The 17,832-nt window shown below is 44.5% G+C and carries 15 protein-coding genes and 2 tRNA genes; 14 read left to right on the plus strand and 3 right to left on the minus strand.

All coding sequences use genetic code 11. The features are described from left to right. Positions 1-164: 164 nt before the first annotated feature. The 3 genes from ACR64G_RS00355 to pilB form a co-directional block, all read right to left on the minus strand. Positions 165-1,064: a prepilin peptidase gene (locus tag ACR64G_RS00355; RefSeq protein WP_435980728.1), complete on the minus strand. Its 900-nt coding sequence runs from the start codon at positions 1,062-1,064 to the stop codon at positions 165-167. Positions 1,065-1,078: 14 nt separating this feature from the next. Then, positions 1,079-2,302: a type II secretion system F family protein gene (locus tag ACR64G_RS00360; RefSeq protein WP_435979600.1), complete on the minus strand. Its 1,224-nt coding sequence runs from the start codon at positions 2,300-2,302 to the stop codon at positions 1,079-1,081. A gap of 160 nt (positions 2,303-2,462) precedes the next feature. After that, the gene (gene pilB / locus ACR64G_RS00365) at positions 2,463-4,166 is read right to left on the minus strand and encodes a type IV-A pilus assembly ATPase PilB (RefSeq protein WP_435979601.1); all 1,704 of its coding nucleotides are present in this window, start codon (positions 4,164-4,166) and stop codon (positions 2,463-2,465) included. A 149-nt stretch (positions 4,167-4,315) separates the two neighbouring features. Here pilB and tpiA point away from each other — a divergent pair, with 149 nt between their 5' ends. From tpiA to pnp, 14 genes are all read left to right on the plus strand, one after another. Further along, positions 4,316-5,110, plus strand: a complete 795-nt coding sequence (gene tpiA, locus ACR64G_RS00370) for a triose-phosphate isomerase (RefSeq protein WP_435979602.1) — start codon at positions 4,316-4,318, stop codon at positions 5,108-5,110. A 303-nt stretch (positions 5,111-5,413) separates the two neighbouring features. Further along, entirely contained in the window at positions 5,414-5,725 is a 312-nt protein-coding gene (gene secG, locus ACR64G_RS00375; protein ID WP_317200480.1) for a preprotein translocase subunit SecG, read from the plus strand. 185 nt (positions 5,726-5,910) lie between these two features. After that, positions 5,911-5,995: transfer RNA gene (locus ACR64G_RS00380), tRNA-Leu, on the plus strand. Positions 5,996-6,089: 94 nt separating this feature from the next. Continuing rightward, positions 6,090-6,166, plus strand: a tRNA-Met gene (locus ACR64G_RS00385). Positions 6,167-6,546: 380 nt separating this feature from the next. Then, the gene (rimP, locus tag ACR64G_RS00390; protein ID WP_435979603.1) at positions 6,547-7,047 is read left to right on the plus strand and encodes a ribosome maturation factor RimP; all 501 of its coding nucleotides are present in this window, start codon (positions 6,547-6,549) and stop codon (positions 7,045-7,047) included. Positions 7,048-7,182: 135 nt separating this feature from the next. Further along, a complete protein-coding gene (gene nusA / locus ACR64G_RS00395) occupies positions 7,183-8,667 on the plus strand; it encodes a transcription termination factor NusA (RefSeq protein ID WP_435979604.1) in 1,485 nt (494 codons plus the stop codon). Positions 8,668-8,833: 166 nt separating this feature from the next. Next, entirely contained in the window at positions 8,834-11,560 is a 2,727-nt protein-coding gene (gene infB / locus ACR64G_RS00400) for a translation initiation factor IF-2 (RefSeq protein ID WP_435979605.1), read from the plus strand. Between the two features lie 179 nt (positions 11,561-11,739). Beyond that, entirely contained in the window at positions 11,740-12,168 is a 429-nt protein-coding gene (locus ACR64G_RS00405; RefSeq protein ID WP_435979606.1) for a ribosome-binding factor A, read from the plus strand. 4 nt (positions 12,169-12,172) lie between these two features. Continuing rightward, on the plus strand, positions 12,173-13,192 hold the full coding sequence (truB, locus tag ACR64G_RS00410; protein WP_435979607.1) for a tRNA pseudouridine(55) synthase TruB: 1,020 nt from the start codon (positions 12,173-12,175) through the stop codon (positions 13,190-13,192). Between the two features lie 157 nt (positions 13,193-13,349). Further along, positions 13,350-13,874, plus strand: a complete 525-nt coding sequence (locus tag ACR64G_RS00415) for a type 1 glutamine amidotransferase domain-containing protein (protein ID WP_435979608.1) — start codon at positions 13,350-13,352, stop codon at positions 13,872-13,874. A gap of 58 nt (positions 13,875-13,932) precedes the next feature. After that, entirely contained in the window at positions 13,933-14,094 is a 162-nt protein-coding gene (locus ACR64G_RS00420; RefSeq protein ID WP_435979609.1) for a hypothetical protein, read from the plus strand. A 99-nt stretch (positions 14,095-14,193) separates the two neighbouring features. Beyond that, a complete protein-coding gene (locus ACR64G_RS00425; RefSeq protein ID WP_435979610.1) occupies positions 14,194-14,355 on the plus strand; it encodes a hypothetical protein in 162 nt (53 codons plus the stop codon). Between the two features lie 359 nt (positions 14,356-14,714). Then, positions 14,715-14,981 carry a 30S ribosomal protein S15 gene (gene rpsO / locus ACR64G_RS00430; protein ID WP_317200489.1) on the plus strand — a complete coding sequence of 89 codons (267 nt, stop codon included), beginning with the start codon at positions 14,715-14,717 and terminating at the stop codon, positions 14,979-14,981. A gap of 502 nt (positions 14,982-15,483) precedes the next feature. Further along, a complete protein-coding gene (pnp, locus tag ACR64G_RS00435; RefSeq protein WP_435979611.1) occupies positions 15,484-17,607 on the plus strand; it encodes a polyribonucleotide nucleotidyltransferase in 2,124 nt (707 codons plus the stop codon). Positions 17,608-17,832: the final 225 nt, after the last annotated feature.

The raw sequence follows: 17,832 nt of genomic DNA on the forward strand, positions 1-17,832 counted from the left end.
TTATTGGCGAATTAAATAGGGCAGTTGGACATAAGTATCCTACAACCACAATCATAAAAATTGACTATTCTAGCGTCTAAATCACTATCAGATGTCGTGGTTACAGACTGTTATTGTAACGTTATGCTGAGCTTTCGGTAATCAACGATTAGACATACACATACTTAAGCATACATGCCCAAATACCAACTTACGATATCAGCGCCGTACAATAATGCTATGATACCAGCGATAGCAATATAAGGACCAAAAGCAAATGGCTGACTCTCGCCTTGGCGTCGCATCAAGATAATGCCAACGATTGAGCCAAGTAGTGACGAGAGCAGAATAATTAGCGGCAACATGATGGGTCCAAGCCAAGCGCCAAGTACTGCGAGCAGCTTAAAATCGCCTTGTCCCATACCGTGTTTTTTGGTGACTAAATAAAACACTTTGACCACTATCCACAGCGACAAAAAACCCAGTAGCAAACCCCAAATAGACTGCGTTGGTGTCACAAACCAGCTTTGTGAATTGACTGCTAACCCTAGTCCAGCAAGCGGAAAGGTCAGGCGATCTGGCAATAGCTGCGTATCAAAATCGATACCGGTAAGTGCGATTAGAGTCCAGACTAAAATAAGCGCTGATAGCCCGATGATGTTGACACCGAAGTGATAAATGACCGTCACTGTCAATATAGCGGTGACAAGCTCGACAATAGGGTAACGTATACCGATAGGCACTTTGCAAGCAGAGCAGCGACCACGTAGCATAAGCCAACTGATGAGAGGTATGTTCTCGTACCATTTGATTTTATGTGCGCAGTGCGGACAACGTGAAGCTGGTGTGCTTAAGGTAATAGGGGCATCATGCGCTACCATTTGAGTAAGCTTCGCTGCCTGCTCATTTTTTATATCTGCTTGTCCTGCCAAAAACTGACTACATTCTTGTCGCCAACTATAAACCATCATTAGTGGCATACGATGAATGACCACATTCAAAAAACTGCCGACACAGAGACCTAATACGGCGAATACGACCAAAGCCAAAGTCATATTGCTCTGTAATAGCGCTATTAATTGCATCAACTTACTATCCTTTAGCCGACCACCGAACCCATTTGGAATATTGGCAAGTACATAGCAATGACTAAGCCGCCAACTAATACCCCAAGCACAGCCATAATCATAGGCTCCATTAAACTGGTCAAACCATCAACTGCGTTATCGACCTCATTCTCGTAATAGATAGCAACTTTATCCAGCATCTCCTCCAAGCTACCAGACTCCTCACCAATACCGACCATCTGGATAACGAGACTTGGAAATAAATTGGTTGAACGAATAGAGAATTGCAATTGCTGCCCGGTTGCCACATCATTTTTGATTTGCTGAGTGGCGTCATAAAAGACCACGTTATTGGTCGCACCCGCAGTGGAGTTCAACGCATCGATCAGCGGTACACCCGCGGCAAAAGTTGTCGAGAGCGTACGTGAGAAGCGAGCGATAATCGCTTGATAAGCGATGTTGCCAAAGATTGGCAGTTTTAGAGTAGCGCGATCCAAAAAGTCGCGAAATTTCTTTGAGCGTTTTTTGGCCTCCGAAAACCCTATAATAGAGGCACCAATAAGAATGACAAGAATGAACCACCACGATTGCATCCACTCAGACATATTAACGACCATTTGGGTAAAGGCTGGTAATTCTGCACCAAAGGAGGCAAATAAATCGGAGAAAACAGGAACCACTTTGATCAGCAAAATCATGGTGACAATAATAGCGACAACGATAACCGCAATAGGGTATTTCATCGCTTTTTTGATTTTTGCTTTGAGTAGCTCACTTTTTTCTTTATAAGTGGCGACCCGCTCTAGCATCGTCTCTAATGCACCAGATTGCTCGCCTGAATCCACTAAAGAGCAAAACAAGTTGTCAAAATAGCGCGGGTGTTTGCGCAGGGCAGAGGCAAAAGTGCCGCCCGCTTCGATATCCGCTTTAATTTGTAGTACCAGCTCTTTCATACTTGGATTATCAAGAGAGTCGGCGACAATCTCAAACGACTGCGTTAAAGGCACGCCTGCTTTCATCATCGTCGCCAGCTGCCGTGAAAATATCGCGATATCGATAGCTTTGATCGGTTTTTTGAACTCAAACAAGGGTTTGGGCTTTTTCTTAATGCCTTTGACCGTGATGCCTTGTTTGCGCAAAGTCGCTTTTGCCAACTCCAAACTACGGCTGGTGGTCTCGCCCTTTATCTTTTGACCACGGCGATTGACTCCATCATAGACAAAGTCTAATAGCATATCGGTCTTAGCTTTTGCCATGTTCTCACCCTCGAATGTCATTCAATAAAACAGTATTTTCTACTTATACAATGCGTAACGGAATACTCTTACAAAAGTAGTTATTTATTTTAGCGCAAAACGGATCATTCATTGATATTAATTTTATGGTCTTCGATATTATCTGTTTGTGCTTATAGGATTATTCAGAAGTGACGCGCATCATCTCTTGAATGCTTGTCACGCCTTGTAGCACCTTTAGGATACCAGAGCGGCGTAGATCCCTAAACCCATTCTTGAGTGCAGCGTCTTTAATGTCTATTGCGTTGCCATCTTCCATAATAATACGCGAGATATCTGGACTAACTTTCATGACCTCATAAATACCGACGCGGCCTTTGTAGCCCTCGCGGCATTCGCTACAGCCTACCGGCTCACTGATATGATTATTGGGATCATCTAAATCTGCATCAGTAAACCCAAGCTCCAGCAGACTCTGACGCGGGACATCTATAGGCTTTTTGCAGTTTTTGCATAATCTACGGGCAAGACGCTGGGCGATAACCAGATTGACTGAGGTGGCAATATTAAAGGAGGCCACGCCCATGTTGCGCAGGCGCGTTAAGGTTTCAGGTGCTGAGTTGGTGTGCAAGGTTGAGAGTACCATATGTCCTGTTTGCGCCGCTTTAATCGCAATCTCAGCAGTTTCAAGGTCACGAATTTCACCGACCATGACAATATCAGGATCTTGACGTAAAAAAGACTTAAGCGAATTGGCAAAGGTCAGACCGACTTTGGCGTTAACGTTGACCTGATTAATGCCTTCAAGGTTAATCTCGACGGGATCCTCAGCCGTTGAGATATTCGTCTCGCCCGTATTTAAGATATTGATACCCGTATAAAGAGAAACCGTCTTACCAGAACCTGTCGGACCAGTTATGAGCAGCATACCTTGCGGTTTGTGCAGCGCCGCCAAAAACATCTCTTGCTGATCAGGCTCATAGCCCAAAGCTTCGATACCAAGCATCGCTGATGAGGGGTCCAAAATACGTAACACCAGCTTTTCGCCAAACAACGTCGGCAAAGAGCTTACCCGAAAGTCGATCGCTTTATTTTTGGATAATTTGAGCTTGATACGTCCATCTTGTGGCACGCGACGCTCTGAGATATCCATCTGCGACATAACCTTTAGGCGAGCGGCGATTTTGCTGGCAAGTTGCACAGGCGGATTGGCCATTTTTTGCATGACACCATCAACGCGAAAGCGCACGCGAAAGCTCTTCTCGTATGGCTCAAAATGCAAATCCGATGCGCCCATACGAATAGCATCGACGAGCATTTTATTGACGAACTTGACGACTGGGGCCTCATCAACCCCATCGGATAGTTTACCCTCGTCCTCGTTAGCCTCAGGGTCTATAAAATCGACGTTTAAGTCGCTATCGGCAAATCCGCTAAAGCTTTGCATGGTATCGGCATATAGCTTTTCGATACGGGATTTGAGCTTATCTTCTTCAACCACTACCGTTTCAACGGACAACCGTGAGTTAAAGGCAACCGCATCTATAGCATCGATACGCGTAGGATCACTTAACGCTACAAATAATCGCTGACCGCGCTTAAAAATAGGCAAAGCATTAAATTTGCGTACTATTTTTTCATCGATTAGATCTTTGGGTATGTTGTCATCGTTCAACGCATTGAGATCAAACAAAGGATCGCCAAAAGCTTGTGACATCATAGTCGCCAACTGATAAGCAGTGGCTATTTTATTATCTACCAAATAAGACACAAGTCCTATTTGCTGCTGCCGCGCCTCTTTTTGCGCGGTGTTCATTTGCGCCTCGTTAACGATTCCTTCGCTAATGAGCTGCTGCGCTAAGCCGCCAATTTTAATGGTTGTCATAGATATAGTCTCTCCCTAACCTTGCTATCAGTGCTCTTCTTTATCATATCTGTATCTATACTGCTGTTCTATATACTATAGCACTTGCTAAATATTTGTTATACTTGCGCGCATAAAACAATAATGATGAGTTATAAAGGGTCGATAAGATGCAAACTTGGGTAATAGGCAACTGGAAACAAAATCCTGCGACCAGTCACGAAGCGGGTGCACTCGTGCAAGGCTTGCTTGCTGCTATTGATGCAAAATCTGCGCCAATAGCTTGTCAGTTGATGGTCGCACCAAGTAGCATACATCTGGCAGCTGTTAGCACGCAAATTAAAGGAACACTGCTGCTCGCTGCCGCGCAAGACATTAGCGCGCACAGTGATAGCATAGGCGCCTATACTGGTGATTGCTCAGCGCAGCAAGTTGCTGATGCTGGTGCAACATGGATACTGTTGGGTCACTCTGAGCGCCGTCAGTATCATCAAGAGTCGCATGAAGCGCTCATACAAAAGCTGTCTTGTGCTCTCAAACAAAATTTGGGTGTCATATTCTGTATTGGTGAGACCCAAGCGCAATATGATGATGACCAAACCCTTGACGTGATCGATGAGCAGTTGTCCCTTATCAAGGACTTACTGGAGCAGCAACTAGAGATTGGCAACCCGCTCTCAGAGCGTTTGCTCATTGCTTATGAGCCTGTGTGGGCGATAGGTACAGGTAAAGTGCCAACCGTAGCAGAAGTCAGCGCCACCCATCAGCATATTAAACAGACGCTCGCTGGATTTTCAGCAGAACTTGCTAATATTAGTGTGCTTTATGGCGGTAGCGTCAATGCTGACAACGCTCAAGACTTTGCCACAGATAGCATGATAGATGGTGCTTTGGTTGGCGGAGCATCATTAAAAGTAGAAAGCTTTTTGGCTATTGCTGATGCCTTTGGTCAAAACAGCGAGTAATCTGAAGTTTTTACAGTGTTGATGATGAGTCTATATCAACAGGTGACTTTGATAATAAGCGAGTTGTTGTGTCACAAGTATAAACTACTATGTTGTAAGACTGTCTTTACAAGGCCATAAAAGTGGCTTTAATATTGCCCTTGCAATCGTGTACAATGCGCCTTATTTATTATGCCTTGATACGATAAGCTCTTACTTAATAGACCTTTAGACTCCGCTTGCACGTACTGCGATAAGCGACCTGTAATCAAGCCATACCTTATTATCGTTACCAGTCGTCATTAGATGGCAAAAGAGGACAGCATGTTTACGTTTATATTAGCCATACACATTATCGTAGCAATAGCTATGATCGGCTTGATTTTGATACAGCATGGCAAAGGGGCAGACGCTGGCGCTTCTTTTGGTGCTGGCTCCTCTGGTACTGTTTTTGGCGCTGCAGGTACAGCGAACTTTTTGACTCGTGCGACCGCTGTACTTACGGTTATATTTTTCATTACTAGTATGGTACTGGCGGTTAATGCCCGTGAGCAAGCTGAAGATCAGTTTCGTTTAGATGCGCCTGTATCAGCGCCGCAAACGCCGCGTCCTTTGACCGAGAATCCTCAGCAGTAGTTTGAGCATTAGTAATTAAAGATAATCGTCTATTGACGGGTACTCAGCGCTTGCTATTTTGAGTCGTTAGTCTTACAATACTTTTTCTGTTTTTACAGCCGACTTTTAGTAGTCAGCCTACTGTTTGTATTTTCCTCAAAGGGCAGTATGGTTAAAATCAGTTTGATGAGTTTATAGTCTCATAAGCGATTGTGGTGGAATTGGTAGACACGCCATCTTGAGGGGGTGGTGGCGCAAGCTGTGGGGGTTCAAGTCCCCCCAATCGCACCAAGTTTTAGTAGTACGAATGCAGTTATAATCGTCTTTAGTCAAATAAAGATTGACAAGGTAGTAAAACCTACCTATAATACGCATTCTAAATTGTTGCGGGGTGGAGCAGTCTGGTAGCTCGTCGGGCTCATAACCCGAAGGTCGTTGGTTCAAATCCAGCCCCCGCTACCACTTTTTATACTGATGTTTGTACCCTAAACAGTCAGTGTCGATTAACCCACCATTATGTTTGTGGGTTTTTTTGTACCTAAAGCTCTGTGTTACCATGACACTTGTCTTACTATGCCAAACATTATTGCTGTATGGCACCTGCCTATCGAGCACAGTCATGTTTGTATCCTTACGAGTAGTACGACCTCCTTTTAACGTCTCTTATAATACCTACTTGTTTATTTAAAGCGTTGTCCGTTTGATAAAATCAGGGTTAGAAGAGCTTGAGTCAGGCACTGCTAATATTCTTATAGCTAAATATATCGAGCAAAAAAGCAAGTTACACTATAGGCAATCGGCTAATAGAACGTAACAGGCCAATAGGAAAAAATAAATACATTATGAAATTATCAACCAAAGTTGCCGAATTAACCGCTATCATTGAGCCTGCCGTTGCCGCTTGTGATGTGTCGCTATGGGGCGTAGAATTTGTACCCCAAGGTCAGCGCTCTTTATTGCGTATCTATATAGAAGCATTGCCTGAAGAGCTGGCACAAGACAAGCAGGTCACTATTGAGAACTGCGCAGCAGTCAATCATCAAGTCAGCGGTATGTTGGAAGTGCATGATCCTATCGCAGGCGAGTTTATTTTAGAAGTATCCTCACCTGGTTTTGATCGTGCGTTCTTTTCAGAGTCGCAAATGCGTGATTATATCGGTCAAACGGTGAGCTTACGCCTAATACAAGCAATCGGACAGGGCGACAAAAAACGCCGCAAAGCGACAGGTAAGCTCGATAGTATGGATGACAACTCACTAACGCTTAGTGCCTCAGATGGCGAAGTGTTTCATATTGCTTTGAGTAATATCGACAAAGCCCATTTGATCTACGAAGATATGTAGCATTGAACATATGAGCTAACACCAAAAAATTTGAACCGTGAGCAGCTTGTAGTGACAATATTTGTAGTGATGATAAACATTACTACACAAATGATAAGATATGAGTCAATAACAAAACGATAGGACAGGTATAGTATGAGTCGTGAAATCTTAACGGTAGTGGAAACTGTTAGTAACGAGAAGGGATTGAATCCTGAAGATATCTTTGAGGCCATCGAAGATGCTTTGGTAGTATCCACTAAGAAAAAGGTCTATACCGAACAGCCAGAAGTAGAGGTGCGTGTCGCAATTAATCGTGATACGGGCGACTACGACACTTATCGTTATTGGACAGTTGTCGCTGACGAAGACCATGAGATGCCAGCCTGTCAGCTTGCGATCACTGATTTGGATCAAAACGAGTGGTCAATCGGTGACGTCAAAGAAGAGCAGATTGAATCCATCGAATTTGGTCGTATTGCTGCTACGCAAGCTAAACAAGTTATTATTCAAAAGATTCGTGAAGCTGAGCGTGCTTTGGTCGCTGATGCTTTTGAATCACGCATTGGTGAGATGATGTACGGCGAGGTCAAAAAACAAACTCGTGATGGTTACATAGTCGATCTAGGCGATAATGCTGAAGGTTATTTGTCACGCGATCAGATGCTACCGCGTGAGCAATTACGTGCCAAATCTCGTATTAATGCTATTCTTTATCACGTCAATCGTGAAAATCGCGGCGCCCAGTTACTGCTCTCACGTACGCATCCTGAGATGCTCTCAGCACTCATGCAAAAAGAAGTTCCTGAGATTGCTGAAGAAATCATTGAGATTCGTAATGTCGCTCGTCTGCCAGGTACTCGTGCTAAAATAGCGGTTAAGACTAACGATCATCGTATTGACCCTGTTGGTGCTTGTATTGGTATGCGTGGTACGCGTATCCAAGCCGTACAGCAAGAGCTTGACGGTGAGCGTATTGATGTTGTCGTTTGGTCAGATGATCCTGCTCAGTTTATTATCAGCGCACTTGAGCCTGCTGATGTGAGTAGTATCATTTTGGACGAAGATACCAAAACGGCTGATATTGTCTTTAGCACTAACGATCAGTTAGCTCGCGCTATTGGCTCACAAGGTCAAAACGTACGTCTGGCCTCTGAGTTGACAGGTTATAAGCTCAATATGATGCTAGAAGAAGAGTATCAAGAGCGTCAAAAGAGCGAATCAAAAGCCTTCATTGACTTATTCTATGAGCGTTTAGAAGTGGATCGTGATCTGGCACAAGCCCTTGTTGACATAGGGTTTACGACTATCGAAGAAGTCGCTTATGTACCTGTTGAGACTTTCTATGACATCGAAGGCTTGGATGACGAAGCGATTGATATGATTCAAGAGCGCGCTAAAGAAGTCGTCATCGCAGACGAGCTGGTCAAACAACAAAACATGAAAGAGCCAAGTCAAGAGTTGCAAGATCTTGAGGGTATGACTGTCAGCTTAGCCTATAAACTGGCACAAAAAGACATTATTACCGTTGATGACTTGGCGGAACAAGCTATCTTCGATATAGAAGATATCGAAGGCTTAGATAATGAAACCGCAGGAAAATTAATTATGAAAGCTCGGGAATCTTGGTTCGATGAATAGGCGCTAATCGCATATCGCTGTCTTTTGGTGATATGCTATCAACCATAAAGTGTGGGTGTTCTCCTTATTCTAAAGTTTAGTGGGACAACATTTGCCTTAACGCAATCATTTGTAGCCAACAATTGAATTGAAAATATAGCAAACAATAGACAGTAGGTGATAATAAATGGCAGATAAGACCGTCAAAGAACTAGCAGAAATGGTCGGCAAAACCGCAAGTGCTGTAAAACAGCAATTGGTAGATGCCGGGCTGCCTGCTCGCGAAGAAAGTGATCTTGTCACTGAACGTGAGCAAGAACAGTTAGTGACGTATTTAAAACAAAGTCATGGTCAGCAAGAAAAGCGCCGTATAAGTCTTAAGTCTAAGACGACAAGTACGGCGCGCGTGACCGGCTCCTCTGGTAAGTCAAAAAGTGTCAATGTTGAAGTACGTAAGAAAAAAGTATTTGACAAGCCTGATCCAGAAAAAATGGCTGCAGAACTAGCGGCTCGTGAGCAAGCTCTAGTAGAATCGCAAGCTCGCGCTGCCAAAGACGCAGAAGAGCGGGCCGCTACCAAGAAAAAGTCAGAAGAGCGTCAAGCGGCAACGCTAGCTGCTATGCGTGCAAGCCTTGGCTCTAACAAGTCCTCTGATGACAAGAATGACGATGTTGCAGCCTCTGTTGTTGTCAAAAAAGGCGGTAAAGCGGCGGTTGAAGTTAAGCCAAAAGAGCAGCCTAAGAAAAAGGTTGCGGCGACTAAGCCAAAAGTTGAAACAGCGGCGGAGCGTAAAGCTCGCGAAGCACGTGAAAAAGAAGAGAATCGTCTGCGTGAAATCGAGACAGAAACTCGCCGCGTACAAGCTGAGGAGGCGCAAAAGCGTACCCTTGAGCAAATGCGTAAAATGGCAGGTAAATACAACGACCGTGAGCCTGTCGCAGAAGTTCGTAAAGACGAGCCGTTAGCCGAAGGTCTGGTTGGAGATGCGTTGGAGGAGTCGTTCGAAAAAGAACGTCGCGAAATCAAACGTGGCTCTAACAGCACAGGTGCTCGTGGTCGTCGTCGCAAAAACCAAGACGAGCGTGAGATTAAGAACCGCAAAAATGGTTTAACCTCAACGCAAGCTTCACAGCATAAGTTTGAAAAGCCCGTCGAAAAAATCGTCTACGATGTCGAAATCAGTGAACAAATCGCGGTTTCAGACTTGGCTCAACGTATGGCAGTTAAAGCTCGCGAAGTCACCAAATTGCTCATGAAAATGGGCGAGATGGCACGCGAGTCTGACATGATAGATCAAGCGACAGCGAGTCTAATCGTAGAAGAGATGGGTCATAATCCAGTACCCGTTAGTGATACTAAAGTTGAAGACGATCTACATGATGCGGTCGATGAGCGTAGCAGTAACGTACAGACGCGTCCACCAGTCGTCACTATCATGGGTCATGTCGATCATGGTAAGACTTCACTACTCGATAAGATTCGTGAGACTAAAGTCGCAACAGGCGAGGCAGGCGGTATCACCCAGCATATCGGTGCTTACCATGTTAAAACCGATCGCGGCGTTATTACTTTCCTCGATACCCCAGGTCACGCCGCCTTTAGTGCAATGCGTTCACGCGGCGCTCAGGCAACGGATATCGTCGTCTTAGTAGTCGCAGCTGACGATGGCATGATGCCGCAAACGGCAGAAGCGATTGATCATGCCCGCGCGGCGGGTACGCCTATTATCGTCGCTATCAATAAGATGGATAAGCCAAGCGCTGATCCTGATCGCGTCCTCAATGAGCTGACCGCAAAAGAAGTAGTGTCAGAAGATTGGGGCGGCGATACGCCAATGGCCCGTATATCTGCCAAAACAGGTGACGGCATTGATGAGCTTTTAGAGCTCATTAGCTTACAATCTGAATTGATGGAACTAGAAGCACCTTTAGACGGTGCAGCTCAAGGCGTCGTCATTGAATCAAGGCTAGAAAAAGGTCGTGGTCCTGTCGTCAGCGTACTGGTCAAAAAAGGTACATTGAAGCAAGGCGATCTAGTCCTAGCAGGCGAGCACTATGGTAAAGTGCGTGCGCTAACGGACGAGCATGGCAAGCGTGTTAAATCAGCAGGTCCTTCTATACCTGTTGAGATCTTAGGGTTACCTGAGACGCCAGCGGCTGGTAGTGAATTCTTAGTCGTGACTGACGAGAAAAAAGCCCGTGAAGTCGCTGACTTTAGAGCCAATCGCGAGCGTGAGCGTCAACTTGAACGTCAAAATGCCATGCGTCTAGAGAGCATGTTCGATCAGATGGAACAAGGCGATGTGTCTTTCTTAAATATCGTACTCAAGACTGATGTCCGCGGTTCTCTTGAAGCGCTCCTTTCAGCGCTTAACGAGCTATCTACTGACGAAGTTAAAGTCAGGGTTATCAGCTCAGGCGTCGGCCCGATCTCTGAATCTGACGTCACGCTTGCTGAATCTAGTGAAGCGGTACTATTAGGATTCAACGTCCGTGCAGATGCGACCGCACGCCGCAAAGCTGATAGCGCCGATATGGATATCCGCTACTACAGTGTCATCTATGGTCTAATCGACGATGTCAAAGCGGCCATGAGTGGTATGCTCGCGCCTGAACATCGCGAGAAGATACTTGGTGTGGCTGATGTCCGCGAAGTGTTCCGCTCTAGTAAGTTTGGTGCAGCTGCCGGTTGTATGGTGGTTGAAGGTACTATTTATCGCAACAAACCCATTCGTGTACTACGTGATGACCAAGTTATCTTTACCGGTCAATTGCAATCGTTACGTCGTTACAAAGAAGACGTTAATGAGGTGCGTACTGGTATGGAATGTGGTCTTGCGGTTCGTGGCTATGATGTCGAAGCGGGCGATAAAATTGAAGTCTTTGAGATTCAAGAGTTCGCACGTACTATCTAAGGCTACTGCTTGATAGTCAGCTACAACTAGGCCTAACAGGTGCATCCTGCTAGGCCTTTTTTACCGTATAAAAATCTGTTCCAGTTTCGCTATATCTCTTTTGTTAAGACCTGTCTATATTAGTACTGGTCATAAATAAATTTTAAATATAAGAATTTTACTAAAGTAAGGTTAATACTATGAACCAACGTTTACAGCGTTTGTCTGACCAAATACAGCGTGAGCTTGCTGTTCTTATCCGTGATGAAGTCAATGATCCGCGTCTGACCGGTTTTGTGACTATCTCAAGCGTCAAAGTTAGCCCAGATTTAGGCTACGCTGATGTCTATGTCACTATCATGGAGCCTGAGCTCAATGATGCTATGGTCAAGACCAACCACGAAGAGAGTGTCAAAGTCCTTAACAACGCGGCAGGGTTCTTGCGCACGGAACTAAGCCACAGCCTAAAAACACGTACGACTCCGCGCTTGCGTTTTCATTACGATGAAGTGACCGCGCGTGGTAACTACATGATGGACTTGATCAGTCAAGCTGTCACCAAAACTGAGCAAAACGAAGACGACGTCGACAACAAAGACAGTAGTGATAGCAGCGATAATGACCGTTAAAAACATGAACAAACAAAGAGTCTCTGGCGTCATCTTGGTCGATAAACCTCAAGGCATGACCTCACAGCAAGTCGTGTCAAAGGTGAAGTATCTATTTAAGTCGCCAGTGCATGACAGCAAAAAAGCAGGTCATACAGGCACGCTTGATCCTATGGCGACAGGTCTTTTGCCTATTTGCTTGGGCGAGGCGACCAAGTTCAGCCATTATCAGCTCGATGCGGACAAGTCTTATCAAGCAACCATTTTGCTAGGCAGTCAAACCGATACGGGTGACGCTGACGGCAAAATCATTGCGACTGCTGAGGTGACTCAAATCGATCAGCCGTTACTAGAGCGTATCGCTCAGCAGTTCTTTGGTGCTCAGCAGCAAATTCCGCCTATGTACTCAGCGCTCAAAAAAGACGGCAAAAAGCTCTATGAATACGCGCGTGCGGGTATTGAGGTTGAACGTGCGCCGCGAGACATAGTGATAAAAGCCATTGAGCTAATCGCTATTAATGATACTCAGTTGCAACTCACCGCGACGTGCACTAAGGGTACTTATATACGCGTGCTGGGAGAGGATATTGCCCAAGCGATAGGCACGCTCGGTCACCTAACCGCATTACGACGATTGCAAGTAGGCAGGTTTGCTATTGATGACTCGATAACCATACCAGAGCTTGAAGCACTAGCACTTGATAAGCGCTTTGAGCAGTTGCTGCCAGTAGATGCTTGTATCGATATAAGCGCTACACTTATGCTGACAGAACAGCAAGTCGTACGCGTACGGCAAGGTCAACGACTCAATGTTTCAGAACAGATGAGCGCTGATATTCAAAATTATGTCTCAAGCAGTATTGATACTCAAACGCACAATAATACTGTTATTAGTAATAAGGGCACAGAGCCAAGTATTGAGCCGCCTCTACGCCATGAGATACCAGTAGATATACGTCTAATTGATGACCAAGGGCAGTTTATCGGTCTAGGGGCAGTTAGTTTAAACGGACGCTTGCAACCCAAAAAGCTCATCCACCTGTAAATCGTATTACCAGTGCATTACATTAATCACATATCGTCACATTTTATTGCAGGTTACGTCTATAGCGTGACCTGCTTTTTTTATAGACTAACCAGACCTACTAAAGACTAAATAAAAAAATGCTAGTAGGAATCAATAAAAATCGACGAGGTAAACTATGAAGACGATTGCTTTTTTGCTACATAATAATTTTGAACAAGCAGAATACGAAGAAGTCAACAACAAGCTTAAAGATAAAGGCTATAAAACGATTTTGATCACGACTAATGATAACAAAGAAGTCCAAGCGATGCAGCAGGACGTCAACAAAGCAGATACCTTTACCGCTGATATTTTTGCTAATGAAGCAAACGTTGCTGATTACGATGCTCTGGTATTGCCAGGTGGTACTGTCAATGCAGATACTATTCGTGGCAACGAAGAAGCACATAGCATTATTAATGCTATCAACGATGCTGGCAAAACCTTAGCTGTTATCTGTCACGCACCTTGGGCACTTATTAATACAGGCATCGCCAAAGGCAAAACACTCACAGCTTATCACTCGTTACAAACTGATTTAGAGAATGCAGGTGCAAAATTTGTCGACAAGACCGTGCAAATAGATGGTAATCTAATTACTTCACGTAACCCTGATGATATCGATAACTTCGTAGATGCCATAGACAACGCACTATCGTAATTCTACAAGCCATTTATATATTCAACTTGATTTGTTTAACTAACACTAAGGATCTACTATGACACAGCCTAATCCAAACGATACCAAACTTGAACAGCAAAAATCTGATTCACAAACGGCATCACTGAAGAACCAGACTGAAAATAACTACAACGAAGAGTCTGAAGCCGCTGCCGATCGCATCGCTGACAATGTAGAGAACGCTAAAGACGATAAGTAATTTTGATAATGGCTATCTTCAATATAGCAATAGTCATTATTTTTTAGTCTTTTGCATATAATATTATTATAAAAATAAACTCAAAATAGGAGAGTAACGATGGATAAACAAGAAAAGAGTATTAATGAGCAATTCAAAGAGATTAATCCGACAGACGAAGCGCCTGATAGCTTAGCAGAAGCAACGACTGCGCCGCTCGATGATAATGAGCTTGGTAAGCACGCTACAGAAGATGACGTCAAAAAGAACGACGATAAGTAATCTCTACAATGAGTTTGTGCATTGAAATCATCATGATATCGAATGTGTGAGCTCATAATAAAAACTGCTGCTAATGTGGCAGTTTTTTGTTATAATTGCCGCCGTATTATCAGTAGTCTTCATGCAAAGTTGTAGATACATTTTAAACATCCGAATAGATGATTAAAAGGTGTTGTTCATTGCACAAAGATTACTGTGTAATTACACTATTGAACCTATAGTGCTTAGCGTTCACTAGGTCAACTCTAGTAATGCAGGGTTGTCCTGAATGACGCATAAGCTATTTTTTACTCTATTGTTCTATAAGTGCTCAAATGTTTGAGTAAGTTATAGAGCTTTTAGCATTGCTGGAGATATTTATGCTAACGAATACTGATCGCGAACAAATTATTGCTCAATACCAACGCGGCGAAAACGATACCGGTTCTCCTGAAGTTCAGGTTGCCCTATTGAGCGCACGTATTAACGATCTACAGAACCATTTTAAAGAGCACAAAGGCGATCATCACAGCCGTCGTGGTCTTATCCGTATGGTAAACACGCGCCGTAAGCTTCTTGACTACCTAAAGGGCAAAGATCTTGGTCGCTATACCACACTGATCAGCCAATTGGGTCTACGTCGTTAATATCACATTTAATCATGTGATTATCGATAAGATATCTGAGTATTATAAAAGCGGTGTGGAATAGTTTCACGCCGTTTTTTTATGGCTGATATTTGCTAGGTTGATCCATTTCTGCGATTAATTGGTCAAGGGCGACAAATCACTGTAAAATAACGCCTTGTGAATTTGTATAGTGGCCTAGCTATAGTCCTAAAACAAAGCACAAACAGATAAATATATTTAGAATAAGCTTAACTCTTAGCTTTGTAGAGATAAAAGCTTGAGTAATATAGAAAAAAGAATCCAGATAAGTAGTAATGGGAAGAATTTTGAATAAATAATTGAGTGGTCACAGCGATAGAGAAGGTCTCTTTGTTTATTTTAAGCTAAATGACTGATAGATAGACATATGAATGAGATGGTAATTTAGCACTTAGCATTCAAAACTTAGAACGCAAAAATTTAATGACTGATCAAAGACTCTTTATACGGATATTATCAGTCTCAATACTAGGAAACTTATATGACAATGTTTAATACAGTGAAGCGCGAATTTCAATATGGTAATCAGCAAGTCGTCATCGAGACAGGTCGCGTTGCCCGTCAAGCCAACTCGATTATGGTACATATGGGCGGCGTGACCGTACTGGTTGCCGCAGTCGTCAAGTCTGATCCAAAAGAGGGTCAAAACTTCTTCCCGCTAACCGTCAACTACCAAGAAAAAATGTACGCGGCAGGTAAGATCCCTGGTGCTTATGGCAAACGTGAAGGCCGCGCCAGTGAGTTTGAAACGCTAACCTCACGCTTGATTGACCGCCCAATCCGTCCATTATTCCCTGAAGGTTATGTGAACGAGATTCAGATTACGGCGACAGTTGTGTCATCAGACAAAACCCAATCTGCTGATATCGCAGCCCTCATCGGTGCGTCAGCAGCACTCGCAATCTCTGATGCGCCATTCAATGGCCCAGTCGCCGCAGCCCGTGTTGGTTTTATCGGTGGTGAATACGTCCTAAACCCAACGCTTGAGCAGCTCAAAGAAAGCGATCTTGATTTGGTCGTTGCTGGTACCAAATCTGCGGTATTAATGGTTGAATCTGAAGCCGCTGAGCTATCAGAAGATCAGATGCTAGGCGCAGTACTATACGGACATGAGCAACAGCAAATTGTCATCGATAACATCGCTTCAATGGCAGAGGAAATCGGCACCGCTAAGCAGCAGTTTGAAACGCCAAAGGCAGACGCGTCGCTAGAGAGTAGCATGAAAGAGCAGTTCGGCGCGCAAGTCGCTAATGCTTATACCACTACAGACAAGCAAGAGCGCTATGCCAAGCTCGATGACGTTAAGCAAGCCGCTATCGATGCGCTAGCAGGCGACAAAGAGTCAGAGGACTACAGCAGCAACGTCTCTAAGCTCAAGGACATCTACAATGATCTAAAATATCGTACCGTTCGTGACAACATCTTGTCAGGTAAGCCGCGTATCGATGGTCGTGATTTAGATACCGTTCGCGCCCTTGACGTGCAAGTTGGCGTATTACCATACACCCATGGTTCAGCGCTATTTACTCGCGGTGAGACGCAAGCTTTGGTCACGACGACGCTAGGTAACAGCCGTGATGTCAATATGATTGACTCACTAGGCGGCACTATCCGTGATCATTTCATGCTCCATTATAACTTCCCGCATTTCTCAGTCGGTGAGACAGGTCGCGAGGGTATCCCAAAACGCCGCGAAATCGGTCATGGTCGCCTAGCTCGCCGCGGTGTGCAAGCGATGCTGCCAGATAGCGACCGCTTCCCGTATGTCATCCGCGTGGTATCCGAGATTACTGAGTCAAACGGTTCGTCTTCTATGGCTTCTGTTTGCGGTGCAAGTTTGGCATTGATGGACGCAGGCGTACCCATCAAAGCCCCAGTCGCTGGTATTGCGATGGGTCTGGTCAAAGAAGGCGAGCGCTTTGCGGTACTATCAGACATCCTAGGTGATGAAGATCATCTTGGCGATATGGACTTTAAAGTCGCGGGTTCTAAAGACGGTATCACTGCGCTACAGATGGATATCAAAATCGAAGGGATTACCCCTGACATCATGGAGCAAGCGCTCAAGCAAGCTCATGCAGGCCGTATCCATATTTTAGATGCGATGAATAAAGTACTGCCTGAGAGCCGTACTGAAATCAACGCGCATGCGCCTAATTATGCTGTGATTGAGATCAATCCTGACAAAATCCGTGACGTCATCGGTAAAGGTGGTGCAATGATTCGTCAGCTAACAGAAGAGACTGGCGCGGTTATCGATATCGATGATGGCGGTACTATTCGTATCTTTGGTGAAAACAAAGCGGCAACCAAAGCGGCTATCGGTAAAATCGAGGCGCTAACGGCTGAAGTTGAGGTCGGTAAAACTTACGAAGGTACGGTTGCTCGTATCGTTGACTTTGGCGCGTTCGTTAACGTCTTGCCAAACACGGATGGCCTAGTCCATATCTCGCAAATCGCAGAAGAGCGCGTCGAGAATGTCTCTGACTATCTAAAGGAAGGTCAAAAGGTCAATGTCTTCGTTCAAGACGTCGACAACCGTGGTCGCATTAAGTTGACTATGAAAGGTATTGAGCAGAACGTAACGGCTGATACTGCTGAATAAGTACTTTTTCTTGATTTAGAAAAACCGCTCTAGCTTATTAGTTAGGGCGGTTTTTTTGTGGAAACATTTTGGATATTAAGTTTTGGCGTAGGCTGGGCTTTTAGCCCAGCGAATAGGAATGTAAGAAAATAAATATAGTTTTTATTAGGTATGCTATGTGCACCACTGGATAAGTTATCGTGTTATATCGGTGCGCTGGGCGCACTCTACTTTTCTATAGCCTTA

The organism is Psychrobacter sp. DM4 (assembly GCF_051307035.1).
Taxonomy (GTDB): domain Bacteria; phylum Pseudomonadota; class Gammaproteobacteria; order Pseudomonadales; family Moraxellaceae; genus Psychrobacter.